The sequence below is a fragment of the Faecalibacter sp. genome (genome assembly GCF_057177045.1).
Genome location: NZ_CM169987.1, coordinates 1,369,933 through 1,390,290 on the forward strand (window position 1 = coordinate 1,369,933; position 20,358 = coordinate 1,390,290).

At 32.7% G+C, this 20,358-nt stretch carries 19 protein-coding genes; 9 read left to right on the plus strand and 10 right to left on the minus strand.

Features of this window, described 5'->3' with window-relative positions:
• Positions 1-247: 247 nt before the first annotated feature.
• Both AC1QSP_RS06215 and AC1QSP_RS06220 read left to right on the plus strand, forming a co-directional pair.
• Positions 248-1,891, plus strand: coding sequence for a Na/Pi cotransporter family protein (locus tag AC1QSP_RS06215; protein ID WP_484080255.1), 1,644 nt, complete (start codon positions 248-250; stop codon positions 1,889-1,891).
• Between the two features lie 34 nt (positions 1,892-1,925).
• Entirely contained in the window at positions 1,926-2,912 is a 987-nt protein-coding gene (locus tag AC1QSP_RS06220) for a LuxE/PaaK family acyltransferase (RefSeq protein ID WP_484080256.1), read from the plus strand.
• Positions 2,913-2,953: 41 nt separating this feature from the next.
• On the opposite strand, the gene AC1QSP_RS06225 is transcribed toward AC1QSP_RS06220, so the two are convergent.
• From AC1QSP_RS06225 to AC1QSP_RS06235, 3 genes are read right to left on the minus strand one after another with little or no spacing between them, the layout of a single operon-like run.
• Positions 2,954-4,807, minus strand: coding sequence for a DUF3857 domain-containing protein (locus AC1QSP_RS06225; protein WP_484080257.1), 1,854 nt, complete (start codon positions 4,805-4,807; stop codon positions 2,954-2,956).
• A gap of 8 nt (positions 4,808-4,815) precedes the next feature.
• Complete coding sequence (locus tag AC1QSP_RS06230; protein WP_484080258.1) at positions 4,816-6,663, minus strand: DUF3857 domain-containing protein; 1,848 nt, start codon at positions 6,661-6,663, stop codon at positions 4,816-4,818.
• 49 nt (positions 6,664-6,712) lie between these two features.
• Positions 6,713-7,603 (minus strand): TIGR01777 family oxidoreductase, encoded by an 891-nt coding sequence (locus tag AC1QSP_RS06235; RefSeq protein WP_484080259.1) that lies wholly within the window; start codon positions 7,601-7,603, stop codon positions 6,713-6,715.
• Between the two features lie 72 nt (positions 7,604-7,675).
• On the opposite strand from AC1QSP_RS06235, the gene AC1QSP_RS06240 reads away from it, so the two are divergent.
• Positions 7,676-8,509: an ion transporter gene (locus AC1QSP_RS06240; protein ID WP_484080260.1), complete on the plus strand. Its 834-nt coding sequence runs from the start codon at positions 7,676-7,678 to the stop codon at positions 8,507-8,509.
• On the opposite strand, the gene AC1QSP_RS06245 is transcribed toward AC1QSP_RS06240, so the two are convergent.
• Positions 8,506-9,483, minus strand: coding sequence for a YihY/virulence factor BrkB family protein (locus AC1QSP_RS06245; RefSeq protein WP_484080261.1), 978 nt, complete (start codon positions 9,481-9,483; stop codon positions 8,506-8,508). The two genes, AC1QSP_RS06240 and AC1QSP_RS06245, sit on opposite strands and share 4 nt — an antisense overlap.
• Positions 9,484-9,510: 27 nt before the next feature.
• Here AC1QSP_RS06245 and rlmH point away from each other — a divergent pair, with 27 nt between their 5' ends.
• From rlmH to AC1QSP_RS06265, 4 genes are read left to right on the plus strand one after another with little or no spacing between them, the layout of a single operon-like run.
• Positions 9,511-9,984, plus strand: a complete 474-nt coding sequence (gene rlmH / locus AC1QSP_RS06250; protein ID WP_484080262.1) for a 23S rRNA (pseudouridine(1915)-N(3))-methyltransferase RlmH — start codon at positions 9,511-9,513, stop codon at positions 9,982-9,984.
• Entirely contained in the window at positions 9,977-10,804 is an 828-nt protein-coding gene (locus tag AC1QSP_RS06255) for a lysostaphin resistance A-like protein (RefSeq protein WP_484080263.1), read from the plus strand. Before rlmH ends, AC1QSP_RS06255 begins: the two co-directional genes overlap by 8 nt.
• The gene (rdgB, locus tag AC1QSP_RS06260; RefSeq protein WP_484080264.1) at positions 10,804-11,382 is read left to right on the plus strand and encodes an RdgB/HAM1 family non-canonical purine NTP pyrophosphatase; all 579 of its coding nucleotides are present in this window, start codon (positions 10,804-10,806) and stop codon (positions 11,380-11,382) included. Before AC1QSP_RS06255 ends, rdgB begins: the two co-directional genes overlap by 1 nt.
• Before the next feature lie 3 nt (positions 11,383-11,385).
• Positions 11,386-12,306, plus strand: a complete 921-nt coding sequence (locus AC1QSP_RS06265) for a ribonuclease Z (RefSeq protein ID WP_484080265.1) — start codon at positions 11,386-11,388, stop codon at positions 12,304-12,306.
• A gap of 58 nt (positions 12,307-12,364) precedes the next feature.
• Here the strand turns inward: AC1QSP_RS06265 and AC1QSP_RS06270 are convergent, their stop codons facing one another.
• The 5 genes from AC1QSP_RS06270 to ppk2 all read right to left on the minus strand — a co-directional run bounded on the left by AC1QSP_RS06270 (position 12,365) and on the right by ppk2 (position 18,580).
• Entirely contained in the window at positions 12,365-14,005 is a 1,641-nt protein-coding gene (locus AC1QSP_RS06270; RefSeq protein ID WP_484080266.1) for a RagB/SusD family nutrient uptake outer membrane protein, read from the minus strand.
• Between the two features lie 10 nt (positions 14,006-14,015).
• The gene (locus AC1QSP_RS06275; protein ID WP_484080267.1) at positions 14,016-16,964 is read right to left on the minus strand and encodes a SusC/RagA family TonB-linked outer membrane protein; all 2,949 of its coding nucleotides are present in this window, start codon (positions 16,962-16,964) and stop codon (positions 14,016-14,018) included.
• Between the two features lie 121 nt (positions 16,965-17,085).
• Positions 17,086-17,439 carry a 50S ribosomal protein L19 gene (gene rplS / locus AC1QSP_RS06280; RefSeq protein WP_484080268.1) on the minus strand — a complete coding sequence of 118 codons (354 nt, stop codon included), beginning with the start codon at positions 17,437-17,439 and terminating at the stop codon, positions 17,086-17,088.
• An 86-nt stretch (positions 17,440-17,525) separates the two neighbouring features.
• On the minus strand, positions 17,526-17,759 hold the full coding sequence (locus tag AC1QSP_RS06285; RefSeq protein WP_322969149.1) for a putative signal transducing protein: 234 nt from the start codon (positions 17,757-17,759) through the stop codon (positions 17,526-17,528).
• 2 nt (positions 17,760-17,761) lie between these two features.
• A complete protein-coding gene (ppk2, locus tag AC1QSP_RS06290; RefSeq protein WP_484080269.1) occupies positions 17,762-18,580 on the minus strand; it encodes a polyphosphate kinase 2 in 819 nt (272 codons plus the stop codon).
• Between the two features lie 146 nt (positions 18,581-18,726).
• Between ppk2 and AC1QSP_RS06295 the strand changes: the two genes are divergently transcribed.
• Together AC1QSP_RS06295 and AC1QSP_RS06300 are read left to right on the plus strand one after the other, a co-directional pair.
• Positions 18,727-19,029, plus strand: coding sequence for a YHS domain-containing protein (locus AC1QSP_RS06295; protein WP_322969147.1), 303 nt, complete (start codon positions 18,727-18,729; stop codon positions 19,027-19,029).
• The gene (locus AC1QSP_RS06300; protein WP_484080270.1) at positions 19,022-19,681 is read left to right on the plus strand and encodes an SCO family protein; all 660 of its coding nucleotides are present in this window, start codon (positions 19,022-19,024) and stop codon (positions 19,679-19,681) included. The genes AC1QSP_RS06295 and AC1QSP_RS06300 overlap by 8 nt, the downstream gene beginning before the upstream one ends.
• Before the next feature lie 36 nt (positions 19,682-19,717).
• On the opposite strand, the gene AC1QSP_RS06305 is transcribed toward AC1QSP_RS06300, so the two are convergent.
• Positions 19,718-20,320 (minus strand): NAD(P)H-dependent oxidoreductase, encoded by a 603-nt coding sequence (locus AC1QSP_RS06305; protein WP_484080271.1) that lies wholly within the window; start codon positions 20,318-20,320, stop codon positions 19,718-19,720.
• Positions 20,321-20,358 lie beyond the last annotated feature (38 nt).

The following is a 20,358-nucleotide window of genomic DNA, read 5'->3' on the forward strand; positions in this document are numbered from 1 at the left end:
CGCTGTTGTGTTAACCACTGTCGTATCGTTTTCGTGGTGCAATATTAGGGCGAGTTTTTTTATCACGCAAGTATTTTTGAAAAAAAAATTCAACTTTTTTTTGGTTTTTTAGCATAGAATTTGATTTTCAAATTTTTACGTTTTAAAAAAAATTCAACTTTTTTTTGCTCCTTTTCTGTTTTTTCGATGCAAACATAATATTCAGTTAACAAAACTTGATTTATTTTTGTACACTATTAAAACTTAGATGCACATTCTGATCCAAATTTTACAGATTTTAGGCGCGATTGCCTTGTTTATTTTTGCGATAAAATTTTTGAGCGAAAATTTACAAGCTATATCGGGCTCTAATTTTAAACGAACAATCAATTCGATTACTCCTAATAATTTTTCGACTATTGTAGCCGGAACATTATTTACAACCACATTACAATCCTCTTCTGCTGCATCTGTATTTATATTGGGATTTATCAATGCTGGTATAATTAATTTGAAAAAAGCTTTTGGATTAATTTTAGGTGCAAACATTGGAACAACCCTTACCCTTTGGTTTGTTTATTTAGGATTAACATTCGATTTTCTGATGATTGCTTTGCCTCTTCTTTTCTTGGCCTTACCTTTATATTGGGCTAAAAAGAAAAACATTCGTAAATCGGGTGGAATTCTTATTGCACTCTCGCTGCTTTTCATTGCTATCCATTTTATCAAATTATTTTTACCGAGTTTTGAAGGAGAAGATGTTCAACATCTCATTCTTAATTTGAATCAATACGGAATATTAACTCAATTGATATTTATTGGAATTGGGTTTGGGTTAACCCTTCTGGTGCATTTTTCAACTGCAACTATTACAATTGCTCTATTATTAATTGGTAAAGGCTTACCCATTGAATTGGCGGCCATGATGGTTTTAGGAGCAAATATTGGTACAACCATTACTGCACATTTGGTTGCTGTTATTGGAAATTACCAAACCAAGATGGTTGCCGGATTTCATACAATTTTCAATATTGTTTGTGCGCTCTTATTTTTGTTTGTGGGCGAATACCTCATAGCTTTCATTAAAATGTTTACTTCCAATGATAGCATCCTACTCATTACTTTTGATATCCTTTGCAATATCATCGGAGTCATTCTTTTTTATCCCTTTTTAGGTCAAATCGTTAAATTTTGTCATCAAAAATTAAAAGCTAACACTTATATTAATGAACAAAAAGTAGAGTTCTTTTCCATTCCATTTGGTACAAATTCTGATTTATACCGCCACGAAACCAATAAAAAGATGATTCGTTTAGCAGGTACTACCCGTCAAATAGTACATACCTTGGGCCGAATGATTACAGAAAGTGATGAAGAAAAAATGATTATTTTTAGGGAACGCATCTACCAACTGGAAAAAGATGGAGACGATTTAGAATATGAAGTAAAAACATTTTTAAATGAAATCTCTGATTTGGATTTGCCGAATGAAAACCGTTTTGAGGTCCATCAATTAATTACTTTATGTAATCATCTGGAATCGGTAGGCGATATTGCCATTAAAATAGCATCCATCCATCGCAAACGACGAATCACAAACAGTTATTTTACGCCAAGAATGAGAGATTATTTAATTGTTTTACAGAATCAATTGGATCAGGCGACCACTATACTCAATCAAAATATTAGCGAAAATCAATTCGAAATATCCATAAAAGAAGCCGAAATCATTGAACGTTCTATCAATGCTACGTATAAAGATGCAGAAAACAATTTGATGCGTACGATTGATAAAGAAAAGTTAGCAACGCTAAGTGCATTGTATTACAAAGAAATGATTCAGCATTACGAGCAGTTGGGAGATCATTTATTCCGCGCCAATAAAACAATTGCAAAACTAAATGAGCAATAGTTTGATAATACTGATTAGTTTGTAATTTTGCAGCATGCAAGATGTAAAAAGTATTTTTTCGATACAAAATGAGCGTGAATTTTTAACGAAAGCGTTAGAAGTTTTCCAATTTCAAGCGACTGAAAATCCCGTATACCGTACATTTATTAAACATTTAGGTGTTGCTATTGAAGACGTAAAAACTTTAGAGCAAATTCCATTTTTACCCATAAAGTTTTTTAAACAATACGATATTGTCACTGGGAATCAGCCTGCAGAAAAAATATTCACCAGCTCAGGAACAACAGGAATGACTACAAGTCGACACTTAGTTAGCGATTTGGCCCTGTATCATTACAGTTTGGAAAAATGTTTTGAACAATTTTACGGTCCTTTAACGGATTATACCATCTTTGCTTTGCTTCCATCCTATCTAGAACGTACAGGTTCATCATTGATTGATATGGTAGAATACTGGATTGAAAAATCAGGTCGTCCTGAAAATGGATTCTATTTGTATAATCATGACGAATTATATGATCACCTCATCGCCCATGAAAAAACAGGCAAAAAGGCCATTTTAATTGGTGTTTCCTTTGCTTTGATGGATTTTGTAGAAAACTATCAAATGAAGCTTAAAAATACCATCGTGATGGAAACTGGTGGAATGAAAGGACGTAAAAAGGAAATTACTCGAGAGGAGTTACATCGCATCCTAAAAGAAGGTTTTGGAACTAATGAAATTCATTCCGAATATGGAATGACCGAATTATTGAGTCAAGGCTATTCTCGTGGTGATTTAACGTTTAAAACGCCTCAATGGATGAAAATGATGATTCGCGAAACGGAAGATCCAATGCATTATGTGGACATGGGTAAAACAGGAGGTGTGAATGTGATTGATCTAGCTAATGTTAATTCGTGTTCATTTATTGCGACTGATGATCTTGGTAAAAAAGTAAGTGACAACCAATTTGAAATTTTAGGCCGTTTTGACCATTCGGATGTACGCGGATGCAATTTAATGGTCATTAATGAATAATAAAAAAACCTCAGTAGAATTACTGAGGTTTTTCTTTTTTATCATTTCTTTTTAAGTGTAATTTGTTGAACAGCCTTTTTCTGAGCTGTCTCAAAAAATTGCTTCACTAAAGCATAATCTTTTGCTTCAAAAACTGCTTTCCCTAAATATAATTCATACGAAATATTCAATTGATTCTCCTTTTGAATCATTCGCTGTGCATAGACTAAGTCATTGGATTGATGAATTGTTTGTTCAAATTGAGTAGGTACAATTACTTCATAATCTGAAGGAATTTCAACCATCACATTAATTTTAAATAAATATGGAAAGTCAAATTCAATTGGATTTTGCCTTACCAATTCATCAAATCGAAGTGGCATTAAGAAATCTTCTAAAGGATTTTCAATCTGAAAAAACGTTGTATTGGTCGGGATGGGACTTTTAGAAAAATGTCCTACTACGTAACGGTTATTGCTATAATTTAATGGTGCATTCTGAGTTGTTTGATCGACAGCAATTGGCGCCTTGATGTATTGCTGCACCATTACACTTGCATCTTTTTCATTTTTATCATAAAAGAAACCGTTGAAAGCATCTTTTCGAATTTCAGTGATTTGACCATTACGAAATGTGTATTTAAAATCAGCTGTATACTCTGATAAAAATTGGTTCAACACGACAATTCGACCTTCTTTTGAATCATCCAACAGAAATGCTTTATCATTGTAAAGATTTAAATCTGCAAAACGTAAATCATTTTCTGGAATATCTACTGCATTAACGATAAAGTTATCCCTATTTTTTAATTCGATATAGTTGACCAAATAATCAAAACTATCAATATAAGGTATTGAATTTAAATTTTTATCATGTATACGAGACGACAAGAGAATTAAATTGGTTTTAAATCCTTTTTGTTTTAAGATATCTTTTAAAATTGTATTCAATTCCGCTAAATTTCCAACTTTCGTATTTAATGTTACGCGTTGTGAATTATTTGCAATAATACCTCTGTAATTATCCCATCTAAAATCTTTTTTGAATTGCTTCATGACATTAAATAAGGTCTCCATTTCTGTTTTCCCATCAGGAATATCTTGAGCGTATTTTTTAATTGCAAATTCACTTTCATTCAAAAGATTGTATTTTTCAAAATCTTTTTTGAATTCAGGATACGTATCAAATTTTGTGAATTGAAGTCGAATGCTTTCAGCTCGTTTTTTTGGATTATACGCATACTTTACTTCTTTTAAACTTGGTATATTGGATAACTCAAATTCATTTAGCCATTTATCAAACTTCGGATATTTAGACATGATTCGATTCCCTATCAATAATTTCGTGTGTAATCCATTGACTTGAATCTTAGAAGAAAACTTACTTTTTAGGGTTGGAATTTCATGTTGAAAATACCATGGATCAGCAAAATAAATGTTATTACTTGTCAAAGTATACTGATATTCTAAAATAGAACCCACCTTAACATTCGGAAAAGTAAATCGAATTGCATTATAATCCCGATGATGTTCAACATCAAAAATATCTTTACTATTAACGGGTAAATGTTCAAATGATCCATCAACAGAATTAATAGTTTGCGCACTTATTTTTGAAATTTTTTCTGTTTTATCTTTCGAATAATATAGGATTTCAATATTTGCAACATCAAATGCTTTTTCATTTAAAATTTTAATGCGTCGCTTCACTTTTAATTGATAGCCTCCTACATATACATTAAAAAAAGCTTCTTCATCTAAAATTACCGCATCAGCATCTTTTTCAAATTCCACTGATTTTAATTCCAATTGTTCATTCGTAATCTTAGAAAATCCATCTAACGATAATTGGGCATAGGTAGGTATTGCGAAACATAAAGTGACTAAAAATAGTTGCAAAGGATTGGTTTTCTTCATACAATCAGTTATTTCTTTTTTAGAGTAATTTCTTTTTGGATTTCCGTTTGAATTTTAGCAAAATGTTCTTTCAATACTTGATAATCCGAAGCAGGAAAATTGGATTGGCCTAAATAAAATTCATATAATACTTGTAAAACATTCCCTTTTTGAGCAAAGGTTTGGCTATATATTAATTGATCATTCGTACGAATGGTTTGATTAAACTTATTTGAAATTAAAACTTCAAAACCATCTGGAATTTCTGATGTTACTAATATTTTATAATAGTAAGGAAAATTAAATTCTATAGGGTATAATCTTTTTTCTTCGTCAAACGTATATAAGGATATGAAATTTTTTAACGGATTTTGTAAGGTATAAAATGTACCTAATGAAGATGTATTTACTTCTGATTGATGGGTAATCGAATATTTACCATCTTTAAATTGTAAAGCATTACTCGTACCATCATAATTCATAGAAACAGGTGATTTCACATGCGTTGAAATCATTTCTCTAGCATCAGAAATTTGTTCATTGTAATGATATCCTATCAGATGATCTTTACGGACTTCTTTCAATTTTCCATCTTGAAAATTATATTTGAAGTCTACATCATGTACGGATAAAAATTGATGCATTTGTACAAATTTTTCCTCTTTACCATCATCCATAACAAATCCATAATCATTGAAGAGATAAAGTGGGGCATACTTGTAATCATTTTTCGGAACATCAACAATATTTATCAAATAACTAGAACCATCATTTAGCACTACCTTATTCACTACATTATCAAATTGTTGAAGAAAAGGGTATTTTGTTAATAATTTTCCGTTTTTGCGCGAAGAAAGTAATACCAAATCAGCATTAATTCCTTTTTGTTTTAAAACTTGTCGAAACAATAAATTTAGTTCCGCCTGATTTCCGGTACGTTCAAGAATAATGTCCTTCTGAGATTTTGAGGCATAAATCCCGTAAATTTTATTCCATGTAAAATGGTTATTAAAATGGTTCACCACTTGATCTAATGTTTCTTTTTCTGTAGCTCCATTCGATATAGCATTTGCAAATGATTTAACAGATGAAGGATTCTCCGTTAAGTAGTATATATCTTTTAAATCTTTTTTAAGATCAGTCCAATGACGTAGATTTGAAGATTGCAAATAAATCGCTTCCAGTTGGTTTTTTGGATTCAGAACATATTTAATTAGTTTAGAACTTGGAATATCATTTAAAGTCCACGTATCTCCTTCTATTTTATTGTTGTATTTGCTCAATAATTTATTTCCAGAAAATAATTTCCCATAACCTGTACTGAACATATTTTTAATTTTCAGGGTACTTTCTAGCGTAGGATAATCATGTTGAAATTCCCATGCATCAATTTTATAAATTGGTTGACTACTTAAAATGTATTGATATTCGATAATTGTTCCCACTTTAACATTAGGAACAGCAAATTGAACCGCTTTGTACAACGAGTTAATATCTACGGTATAAATATCTTTGTCTTGAACAGGAGTGCTGACGTATTCTCCATTTACCAGATTAATAGCTTGAGCTCTTACCGAACCTATGTGCTGTATTTTATCTTTACCATAAAATATCAACCGGATATTGCCTTCATTTATCGCGCTTTCATCTAAAATTTTAATTCTCCTTTTGGTGGTTAATTGATAACCTCCGTCCGAAAGATCCAAGAATCCATCTTCATCGAGGATAACCGCAGAAGCATCTTTTTCGAACGAAACTTCTTTTAGTTCAAGTTGATGAGGTGTTAACTTTTTAAAATTCGGTAATGATTTTTGGCCTGAAACATTAGAGAATAACATTCCAATTAATAGTGTAGGTAGTAGTAATTTAAATTGCATAATGAATTGATTGCTCAAAAATACAATTATATATAAATGAAACAAATAATCATTTTGCAATTATTTCATTTAGAGCTTTATCTAATGTGGGATATTTAAATGTAAAATGGTTTTGACTTAATTTCAGATTCGATAATCGTGATCCTTCTAAAATTATAACTGCCTTCTCTCCCATTCCGATTTTCACCAAAACTGAAGGAATATTCGGAAGACGAATCTTCGTATGTAAATGATGTGCTAATCTATCCATAAATGTTTTATGCGTCATCTGATCATTTGTTACTGCATTTATTGGACCTTTGTAATTTTCATTTTCGATGGCAGCACTATAAATTCGGCACAAATCTTCTAAATGAATCCAAGTTGTCCATTGTTTCCCAGAACCTAAGCAAGCTCCCAAACCAAATTGTGTAGGAGTTTTCATTTTACGATAGGCGTCTGCTTTTCGATCCAATACCATCGGTGTGCGAATCACCACAACACGAGTTCCTAATTGCTCAAATTGAAATGCGGCATTTTCCCATTGAACGCATACTTCCGCTAAAAAATCATTTCCGGGTGAGTCTCCTTCTTCAAAAATTTGGTTTGATGTATTTTGACCATAGTAACTAGCCCCCCCTGCAGAAACAAAAAATTTCAACGGAATATTGAATTCTTTTACTTTATTAAATAATAAATTTGCTGTATCCACACGGCTATCTATTATTTCTTTTTTATATGATTTGGTCCACGAATTTAATAATGGAGCACCCGCTAGATGAATGATACCATCCAAATTTTCAAATACTTTTTCATCAATTGATGATTTACTCCAAGAATAATAGGGCGGTTCCACTTCTTTTTCGCGTGTTAGAATACGAACTTTATGCCCTTTTTCAATTAATTGACGTACTAATTGATCACCAATAAATCCAGTTCCACCCGTAAGAAGTATATTCATATTTATTTTTTTTCTAATTTAGTATAAACTAAATCCTAAACAATGTTAAAAAACCGTTTTCCGTTTCTAAAAATGGAAAAAGACGAAAAAGAACGTTTAAGACAACGTATTTTCGATACCGTTTTTGAAGCGAATACGCGACAAGGCAAATTATTTGACATTTGTTTACTCCTTCTTATACTTATCAGCGTTGGAATGATAATGCTTGAATCTATTCCATCCATCAATGCTCGATACCATAAAGTTTTAATCATTTCTGAATGGATTTTAACCAGTTTATTTACCATCGAATATGGTCTCCGTATTTTTTCGGTCAAAAAACCATGGCGATATATTTTTAGTTTTTATGGAATAATCGATTTATTATCCATTTTACCATTTTATATAGGGTTATTTTTCCCAGCAGGAAAATTCTTAGCCAACATTCGAATTCTACGTTTACTTCGTGTATTCCGTATATTTGGATTAACACAATTCACACATGGTAAAAATGTACTTGTGTTGGGGTTAAAAGAAAGTCGAAACAAAATCATTGTCTTCCTTTCTTTTGTTATGCTTATTGTTGTTGTTATTGGATCCATCATGTATATGGTCGAACGCAATCATCCCGAATCTGGTTTTACGAGTATACCAATCAGTATTTATTGGGCTGTTGTTACGCTGACAACTGTTGGTTATGGTGATATTTCTCCCGTTACAGGATTTGGACAATTTTTAGCTTCTGTAGTGATGATTATCGGTTATGGAATCATTGCTGTTCCTACTGGTATAGTGACGATGGAAATGAATAAATTTTCAAATCAAGATGTTCCAAAAAATACTGAAATGTGCCCGAGTTGTGGAGATGATTATCATTTGGATGGCGCTAAATATTGTAAAACTTGTGGTGGCAAATTAAATTATTAAATTTCTTCTGTATTTAATCGAATTACATTTTCACTTTTGATATCGCTTAATTTCGAATAGTTTTTTGCATAATTAATCGACATATTTAATTCGTACCCTACCAACATTAGAATGACATTAAAATAGACAAAAATCATCATAATCATTACTAATCCTAATGAGCCGTACAATAAATCGATGTTGGTAAATTTCTTTAGATACAAATTAAATCCAATCACAGTCAACACAAATAAAATCGATGTTAATAATGCTCCAGGGATCACTGTACTTTTAGTCTTTTTATGGTTTGGTCCAAACGTATACAACATACACATGGAAATAAAATAAAACATAAAAATCGAAAAATAATTGATTAAATATGAAAATTGCCCCAATATGGATAGAAAATCTACTTTGGTCATGTATTTCCAAATGACTGAAGAATAATAAGCAATCCCCACTTGAATAATAATAAAAAATGTAAAGAATAAAGTCAACACGATGGATATAATGCGAGAAGTTGAATTCTTTCGTTTAATGTAAACATTTTGGTATGAAACATTAAAAGAATTGATAATTCCTTGAATGGCATTGGATGACATAAATATAGTTACCAAAATTAAATACCAATCCACTTTTTTATTTCCCTGTTCAGTCGTTGTTTTATCAACATATGCAATCACTTCATTACTGACATGATGCGGAAGTAATTGAGGTAAAAATTGGGTGAATAACAATTTTTTGATTTCTAAATAATAGGGCAAATGCGGTAGAATACTAAACAAGAATAAAATAAAAGGAAACATACTAAAGAAAATAATCCATGATACGGCTGCTGAACGTAATGGAAAATTACCTTTCATTACACGAATCCAAAACACTTTTAAGAAATCGTACATGGAAATATGCAATTCAGCATTAATCATTGTGGATTGTGTCCAACTTTTAATTGAATTATATCCTGAATAAGTTTTAAAAGTTTGGATAATGCTCATATTTTTGTACTTCGAATTTTTGCATTCATGAATATTACAACAATCTGCATCGGTAAAACAGACGAAAAAGCCATCGAAATGCTTCTTCAGAAATATGAAAATCGATTACCATCTCATATCAACTACCAACGAATTGAAATCCCTGACCTTAAAAATAGGAAGAATCTATCTGAAATTCAACAAAAACAAAAAGAAGCTGAACAAATTTTAGCTAAAATTGTGAATACCGATTATGTGATTATTTTGGATGAGAAAGGAAAGCAACCTACATCTATGCAGTTTGCTCAAGATATCCAAAATTATATGAATCAATCGGTGAAAAATTTGGTTTTTGTCATTGGTGGTCCTTATGGTTTTGATGAAGCAGTTTATAACCGTGGAAATAAAAAAATGTCACTTTCTAATATGACGTTTACTCATCAAATGGTTCGATTATTTTTAACTGAACAAATCTACCGCGGATTTAGTATATTGCAGGGTAAACCATACCACCATGAATAACACAAATGATTCGAAATTGACAAGTAATTCTCCTATTGCTTTCGGAATCGGAAGAGCCTTTTTTTATAGCTTAATTGCTGTTTTTACGTTACAAATTTTAGGTGCTGTTATCCAATTCCCTACCTTTTACTACCCCATACTCAACCATGTATTATTACCATTTGGATTTGGGCTAGGGTTATTCGCAGCAATTGGAATTCTATTAGGAACTTTACGAACCAATTCTCAATACATTATTCAGGATTTCAAAACAAAAGTTTCGATCACCGAAATTATTTTGTCTGTGGTCATTTGGATTAGCTTTTTACCGTTATGCGAATTTTTAACCACATTGATTCCAACAGATGGGGTTTTAAGTGATTTGTACAAAAATTTTGAGACTTCTTTTACAATGCTATTGGATTATAAAGTAGCAGGATTTATAATGGTTTGCATTCTTGCGCCCTTGTTAGAAGAAGTTCTATTCCGCGGAATTATCCTAAAAGGAATGCTTAATTATAAAGTTAATCCCGTATTAGCGATTCTGATTAGCGGAATTATTTTTGGTATGGCTCACCTTAATCCTTGGCAGTTTGTAGGCGCTGGCCTTTTAGGATGTATATTTGGATTTGTTTATTATCGTACCAAATCATTGGGATTACCGGTTGCTTTACATGCCTTAAACAATCTTTTATCCTACACGCTCATGATGCAAAGCAACTCCATGGAAGAAAGTGTTTTTGATACTTCTGATTTTATAAGTATTAGTATATTCACCCTTTTCGCATTGGTTTTTTGCTTCATTTTATACCGTATAACACATAAAAAAATCAACTTATAATGGAACTTATTTTTGCTACACATAATCAACATAAATTAGAAGAAGTTAAACAAATGCTTCCTCAAAATATCCAGTTCAAATCATTAACTGAAATTAATTTTCATGATGAAATAGAAGAAACAGGTGATACATTTGAAGAAAATGCCCGCATCAAAGCTCAAACCATTTACCAAAAAACAGGAGTACATGTATTTGCTGACGATTCTGGTTTAGTAATTGAAGGATTAAATGGAGCTCCTGGCGTTTACTCAGCGCGTTATGCAGGTACGGGAAAGTCAGAAGATAATATTGCAAAGGTGTTAGAAGAAATGAAAGGGATTGAAAACCGTAAGGCTTACTTTATTGCTGTATTCTGTTTAATTTTAAATGGAGAAGAACATTTCTTTGAAGGACGAGTAAATGGAACGATTTCCACAGAAATATTAGGAGCAGATGGCTTTGGATACGATCCGATTTTTATTCCAGAAGGCTATACCGAATCATTTGCACAAATGACTGCTGAACAAAAAAACAGTATGAGCCATAGAGGAAGAGCTGTTGAACAATTAAATCATTATTTAACCAACATAAACGCATAAACATTGAGTTTAGAATTAACTATTCTTGGATTTAACTCGGCTGTCCCCACAGCGTACACGCATCCAACATCACAATTATTGAATATCGCAGAACGCTATTTTTTAATTGATTGTGGTGAAGGAACTCAGGTGCAATTAAGGAAAGCCAAAGCGAAATTCAATCGAATTAATCATATATTTATTTCGCATTTACATGGAGATCATGTGTTTGGTTTAGTAGGGTTAATTTCTACTTTACAATTATTAGGACGTGATACTCCCTTATACATTCATGGACCAAAAGGAATTGAAGAATTCATTATGACGCAATTGCGATTGACCGAATCGAATTGCTCTTTTGAGATCAATTTTAATGAATTATCAGGAAAAAAATCAGTATTGGTTTTCGAAGATGAAAAAGTAGAGGTCTTTTCTATTCCATTAAATCATCGCATCTACACCAACGGATATTTGTTTCGTGAAAAACCAAAGCAGCGTAAATTAAATATGGACGCCATCGAACAATATCCAGAAATTGAAATTTGCGATTATCAAAATCTAAAAAATGGTCGTGATTTTGTTATGGAAGATGGATCGATCATCGAGAATGAGGACTTGACATTTGATGGACCTCGTCCCTTAAGCTATGCCTATTGTTCGGACACGCGCTATAAACCAGATATCGTTCCGCTGATAAAAGGAGTCGATTTATTGTATCATGAAAGCACATTCTTACACGAAGCGAAAGAATTGGCAACTTATACTGGTCATACCACAGCCAAAGAAGCAGGAATGATTGCTAAACAAGCCGAAGTCGGAAAATTGGTTTTAGGTCATTTTTCTAATCGTTATCATGATTACAGTGTTTTATTAGAAGAAGCAAAACAAGAATTTGAAAATACTGTTTTACCGAAATTAATTGGTACGATTAAAATCAAAGAATAATCTTATTTTCTATATTAAATAAAAAACCGTCGTTATCGACGGTTTTTTATTTATTGATTTATTGATTTTGGACTAAAACTCCATTCGATAAAATTATTTGTTGCTCTGGAATGTATTCTACGATATAATTTGCTGTTGGTGAAATTTCATAATATGGATCTGTACCTGATAAATGGGTTCCTGGATAACGACGATCCATCGTCAATCCATTGCGATAAACGTCAAATTTACGATGTCCTTCCCAAGCTAACTCCAATTGTCGTTCTTGCATCACAACATCCATTACAGAAAGTTCATTTAAATTAGCCATTGTCCATAGTCCTTCATTTGGAATTCCAGCACGCGAACGGATGATATTCACATCATTTAATGCTGCTGCATCATTACCAAGCTTAGCATTAGCTTCCGCACGAATTAAATACATTTCACTTAATCTTGAAATAACTGGAGACCATAATTGTGCTTGCCCTTCTTGTCCTGAACATTTTAGGATATAATATTTTAAATATCCATTTCGGTTATCTAATTTCTTATCAATTAAGACTGTTTTTTCAATCCCATTTATAGAGATAAAATACTGAAATGCACCTGCTCCATTCGAACGTTTTATTAAATTTTTTGTTGTTCCATTATCTAAATAAGTATAGTCATCCCCATTTTTAGTCACCACAACACTACTATAAGCGTAATTATCGTTGACATAATAAGCATGTAATTCGTTTTCGTTAACCACGACTGGTTGGATTAAACTGTAACGAACATCTTCTGGGTACTTGCGAACCAATTCTAAATATTTTCGAGATGCATACATTTCTCCCCAACCTGATCCATCAATATTTGCATACATCGATCCAATGGTATACCAACCGTTGTTAGGATAATCTGTGTCTTTTAAAAATTTGATTGAAAAAATATTTTCTGGATTGTTTTCTGGTGTCGTTACTGCAAAATCTTTGTATTTATCCGTTGTAATCAATGAAAATTTCCCCGAATTGATGACTTTATCGGAATACTCAATAGCCTTTTGGTTATCGCCCATATACAAGTACACTCGTGCTAATAAGGCTTGTACCGCTTCCTTAGAAGCATAAATTTTATCACGCGATTCGTTGGTAAATAAATTTTCAGCCTTAAGCAGATCCGTTAAAATCTGAGCATACACCTCCTGTACTGTATTTCTTGGTAAATTTTCATTCGGATCATCATTTAATTTTAATGGAACAGCTAAGTTCGTGGCAGGGCTTTGATTATAAGGCTTACCAAATACATTCGTTAAATAGAAATAAATTAAACTTCTGATGTATAAATTTTCAGCAATAATCTGATCGTTAGCCTCACTACTTCCTTCTGTTAAACGGGCTAATACTGTATTTGTACCTGCAATAATTCGATAGGAATACGCCCAATAATTATTGACGCGTGAATTGTTGACAATGCGTTTGTAATTGTAATTATACATTAAGTTATCAGTCGTTGTTCCACTTAATGCTACATTATCCCCTGGATATTCTGTTATTCGATGCCAATTTTCTACCCAATTTTTTAACTGGCTATAATTTCCAATGGTAATATTTTCCGCTGAACCTTGAATCATGTCCACTTGTCCTTCAGGTAAGCTATTGTAAGGTTCATAATCTAATTCGCAAGACGAAAAACCTAAAAGAGCAATCGATGCTAATAAATATATTGATTTCTTCATTTCTTAAGTATTAAAAAGTTAGATTAACACCCATCGTAAAACGCTTAGGGTTTGGATAATTTGATGTTCTATCACCTGATATTGCAGCCTCAATATCGGATCCAGTATATTTTGTTGAAGTCCATAAATTATCTCCTGAGATATAAATCCCTAAACCTTTCACACCCATTTTAGACGTAATTTCACCATTAAAATGATATCCTAAACGAACATTACGCATTCTTAAAAATGAAGCATCTTCTAAGTATCTGCTCGAAATATTATTGGAATTCGACGAATTATTAAAAATTAGTTCAGGATGTGTGGCATCTCTATTTTCTGGCGTCCAACGTGACCATCCTTCTTGTAACCTCATCTGATTATAATATGGATATGCCCCATCAGAATCAAATAATTCGCGTCCCACATTGTAGACTAGACCTCCTTTAGAATACACAAAATCAACAGACAATGTAAATCCCTTATATGACCAAGCAGAAGAAAACCCCCCATTAAAATCAGGTGTTGTATTACCGATACGTTGTAATGTTGCACTGTTAAAATCACTCACTTTAGTAACTTCACCTGTCGTTTCATCTACTTTTTCCCATAATGGTTTTCCAGTTTCAGGATCAACTCCGGCCCATCTTCTCATGTACCAGGTATCAATATCATAACCTACTTCGATTCGTTTTAAATATCCTTTTGAAATCTGATCGGTATAAATTTGTGCATCATTATACATTTCCTTCACTTCGTTCACATTTTTAGCGATATTGAATCCTATATTCCATTGGAATTCTGATGAAGATTTGAAAATTGATGCATTAAATCCAAACTCGATTCCTTTGTTATTCACACGTCCGACATTATCCCAATATCCAGACCAACCCGATGTATCTGGGAACCTTACATAGTGCAATAAGTCATCTGTATTTTTATTGTATAGATCTAAAGTCAAATTTATTCGATTGAATAATCCCACTTCAATTCCAACGTTTGCATCTTTAGTTGTCTCCCAAGTAACGCCTGGATTTTTATATTGTCCTTGAACTAAAGCAGGTTGACCATTGTATTGTCCTGATAAATTATACAACCCATATTGTCTGTAGTAATTTCCATCGTTACCTCCGGCATTACCTACCACACCATAAGATGCTCTTAATTTTAAGTTCGAGATCACTTCCGAATCTTTTAAAAAGGCTTCATTACTAATATTCCATCCTCCTGAAAAGGCATAGAAATGTGCATAACGATTTTCTTTACCAAATCGGGATGAACCATCTAATCGATAAGATGCTTGAGCAAAATAGCGCCCATCATACCCATAATTCACTTGTGCTAAACCAGCTTGAAAAGCATAATCGTTACGTGTACCCCCTGCTGCAAAAGGATTTGCCCCATTATCTAAAATTTCAGACCCCGGAATAATTCCTTGCTTTGTTCCACTTAAATTTTTATAATCATAATCTGAGTATTCGTACGCAATGTATGCACCCAAAGAGTGTAAATTAAATTTCTTGTTGTAACGTAACATCTGATTGAATAATCGAAGTATTCGACGATCCGAATATTGGTACACTGATCCATCAAATGCGATCCCTGAAATAGACTTTGGATCAACATATGTTAAAGAAGTATTGTTATAAAATTGAAGGTTGTTTGTTGATTCAAAACTTAAATCTTCGGTAATTCTCCACTGAAAATCTAAATTGGCTTGAATATCAAAAATTTCGGACGTACTATAATTGGTTTGTAAATCATAATAATAATTCGAATAATCACGTCCATACCATTTAGAAATATTCCCTACCCTTTCATCTTCACGAGGATCTACAGGTCTTCCATTACTTAAGAACGCATTATCCCATGGCATGTTGAGATACATTTGGTATAATGAATGTTCTCTATTTTCTGTGGTCGTATATGTTGCGTTTAATTTAGGTTTAAATGTTAAGCGCTTACTTAATTTATGATCAATATTAAGACGAGCCGATAAACGTTCGTATTCCAAACCTTTAATTGTACCCTCTTCTTTATAATAATTAATCGCTGAATACAAGTTTGTACTTTCTGAGTTTGATGATAAACTCACATTTGCATCTTGTACCGTACCGATTTGTGTTCCATTCTTTACCCAATCAAAATTTGTATTTTGTAATTCTGCTGGCATATCGGGAGCACCTCTCATGCCTTGGAATAATTGATACAATTCACTTCCATTCATGACCTCAAAGTTTCCTAGATTGAATTTATTCCAACTTGAATTGTAATCCACATTGATGGTTAGTCCACTCCCTTTTCCACGTTTTGTCGTAACGATAATGACTCCATTCGCTCCTCGAGAACCATATTGAGCAGTAGCGGCAGCATCTTTTAACACCGAAATTGTTTCTACATCATTGGGATTAAGATTTGGTGTTCCATGAAATATTACACCATCCACTACCCATAACGCTTCTGTATCTGCACTAATACTCGTACGCCCTCTCATTCGCATCGAAGCTGTCGCTCCCGGTTGTCCTGATCCTGAAGTAATACGTAAACCTGCAACTTTTCCCTGCAACAAGTTCGTTACGTTTGGAGATTTGCTATCTACTAAATCTTTTGCATTAACCACACTAACTGAAGCAGTAACTTCTTCTTTTCGCTGTGTAGAATATCCAGTAACTACAGCTGTTTGTAAATCGATTAAATCGGACTCTTCATCCAACAAAAAAAGGCTTGATAAATCCCCTAAATCATTAGATGCTACGGTGATTTCCTTGCCTTTTATTAATAATATATCTCCAATTTTAGCGTCGATATCAAATTTTCCATCTAAATCGGTATAAACGACACGATCTGTTCCTTTGATCATTACTTCTACATCGGATTCAGGTATTCCGTAAGAATCCTTTAATATCCCCGTTGTTTGGGCATAGGAAAAAGTACCAAGCAATGATAGTAAGCTAAATACTTTTATATGAAATCTCTTCATTCGTTAATTTGTGTTAATATTTGTTAATTATTCATAAATGTACACAAATTTTGAATTTTTAAGCCATAAAAAAAACCGTTCGATAAACGAACGGTTTTTATACTTTTCAAAAAAGCGATTACTATTTGTAGAAAGCGTCTTTGATACGAGCTTTTTTACCACGTAATGCTCTAAAGTAGAAGATACGAGCTCTACGTACTTTACCTTTCTTGTTAACTTCGATTTTTTGTAACGCTGGCATGTTGATTGGGTAGATACGCTCTACACCTACATCACCTGACATTTTACGAATTGTGAAAGTTTCTGTAGTTCCTTGTCCTCTTCTTTGGATAACTACCCCTTTAAAGAACTGAACACGAGTTTTTCCACCCTCAGTAATTTCTTGATAAACAGTGATTGTATCACCAGCAGCGAAAGCTGGGAATTCTTTTTTAGCTACGTATTTCTCTTGTACGTATTTTACTAAATTTTCCATTTGTAATAATTCGAATTAATTTATTTTGAATAACATGCACGTCTTTCGCCAGAGGTTAATCAATACGAGTGCAAAATTAATGATAATTATTGATTTTCCAAATCATTATTTCGATTATTGTAAATTTCTAAAGCGCGCTCATAGTCCTCTGTTTTCACCTGTAAACGAATCCCTTGTATACTTGTAGGACCTAATGAAAAAGCCAAATTACTATCCAAAACATCACTCGATATTCCTTCGGCTTCAAGAATTAATTGAACCACTTCGGCTTCGATTACGGTATTAAATTTTGCTAAAATTTTAAACATACTTTCTTCCATACTTATTGGTGTTTTATAATCACATCGATATCATCCGTTAATCCCTCAACGGAATAGTTTTGTATCTTACACAAGATATGTTTCATTACCGCTAATCGCGCTTTCTTTTTACTATCTGTTTTTACTTCTATCCAAGGAGCTAAAGCTGAAGAACTTTTTTCAAACAATAATTCGATATATTTGGTATAATCATCCCATTTGTCTTGAGCTTGTTGATCTAAGCTTCCCATTTTCCAATGTTTCAATGGATCAGAGCGTCTTTCTTCTAATCGTGCAGCTTGCTCTTCTTTCGATATCGATAAGTAAATTTTAATTACATTGATTCCATCTTCAATTAGTAGTCGTTCAACATCATTCACTTGTCGCATAAATAAATCATATTCTTGATCTGTACAAAAACCAAATATGGGTTCTACAACAGCACGGTTATACCAGCTACGATCAAAAAATACAATTTCACCAGCGTTAGGTAAATGGTTAAAATAACGTTGAAAATACCATTGACCACTTTCTTGTGCGGTGGGCTTTGGTAATGCCTCAATTCGGTATTTTTTGGGATTCATATTCTGTACAATTCGAGAAATTGTACCTCCTTTCCCTGCGGCATCTCTACCTTCAAAAATAACTAAAACACGATCATTATGATCAATAACATGCGATTGTAATTTAACCATTTCTGCTTGTAGATAAGCTAGCTCTTTTTCGTAGGCCAGTTGTTTTTTAAACTTCTTTTCTGTGATAATATTATGATCGACTAAAAAATCAATGATTTCTTGTTTGTTATTTATTTTTTCTAAATCATGTAAATCAAATTCTGCCATTATTGTTTCAATTGGTTACCACTCTAAGTTAGCGTAAAGTTTTTAAAGTATTGGAAATAAATTTGTTTTTACTCTTCTGAATGTGTTAAATCATTTTTTAATCCTAAAAATGAATCTAACTTTGTTTCCTTAATAAATAATGAAGGATGAAGACAATTACCCTACTTTCGATTACTGCATTTTCTTTAATGGCATTTTCTTGTTCTAAGGACCAAAATACATCTAACGATGTAGAAGTAACTGTTGCTGAAGATCACCCAACTGAAGCGATGACGAAGGGAAATAAGTTAAATGTTGAAGTAGTCAACGAATTAGATCCAATTTGTGGAATGGATAATGCGACACATTTAAAAGATACAGCAAATTATAAAGGGAAAACATATGGTTTTTGTAATACAATGTGTAAAGAAAAATTCTTAGAAAACCCTGAAGAATACGTGAATGAATAAACAATTATTAGGAGTCATTACAATTGTTGTGCTTGTAGTTGGTTTTTTCTTTTGGAATAACTCAAAAACAAGTAATAATGGTTTAGTAAAAGTGATGGATGTCCCTTCATTTGAAATGACCAATCAATATGGCGAATCATTTTCTAATCGTGATATGTTGGGCAAAGTGTATTTGGTGGAATTCTTTTTTACGAGTTGCCCAACTATATGTCCAGTGATGAAACAAAATTTACGAATCATCGAAGATTCAATCCATCATCCGGATTTTGGAATTGTTTCTATCACGATTGATCCTAAAAGGGATACTCCTGAGCGCTTGTTACAACATTATAAGCAAATCCAAGCAAAATCACCTCATTGGTATATGCTTACTGCGGATAGAGACTATATCCAAGAAGTCAGTAAAAAATTTAATATTTACCTAGGAGATGCTAAAGATGAAACGAAAAGTCTCGATCACAGTGGCCAGTTTGCTTTAGTGGATAAACAAGGTAAAATTAGATCACGTACCAATGCCCATGGTATTCCTAAATTATATTATTCTGGATTAAACTATTCCGATCCCGAAGGTACAAAGCCATCGTTAAACGGAACTTTTCATCCGGATATACCTTTGGTTATTGAAGACATTAAAAAATTATTAGAAGAATAAAAAAATCCAATAGAAATCTATTGGATTTATTCTTTATTATAATGCTTTTAAGGCGTGCTCTAAGTGAGTTTGATACGATGTCTTATACTTCAAAATACGTTCTTCAGAACCATTTTTTTCTAAATCGTGAAAATGCATGCCATCCAAACGCGTTAAACCTAAAAAGTCATTCATTCGGTGAAAACCAAATAAAACACCATCATCCACAGAAGTTTGTTTAAAAAATTCACCTTCTAAGGTAAAAGCTTCTTCTGGTGCATTCCATGTTGAAGTTACCATATAATATTTTCCTTGCATTAATCCTCCTGTTCCGTAATTAATGGCTGGATTAACGTGGGAGCGTCCATCACTTTTGTACATCCCATTATTATATCCTGCTGTTAACACTTCATCCAAATAAAATTTAAAGCGACTTGGCAAATGAAACCACCATATTGGAGTATGATAAATAATGACATCGGCCCATTTGAATTTTTCAACCTCTTGCATCGGATCAAATTCGTCCTGTACATTGACAATTTTCACAGAGTTTCCTAATTTCTCTGCAATCGTAGTAGTCCATTCTACTAAAGAAGAATTAAAGGTTCCACCTGAATGAGCAAAACGTATAGCTCCGTTGACTATTAATATATTTTTCATTTTTTGTAACTAATAAAAGCTACAAATTTAGGGAGCAA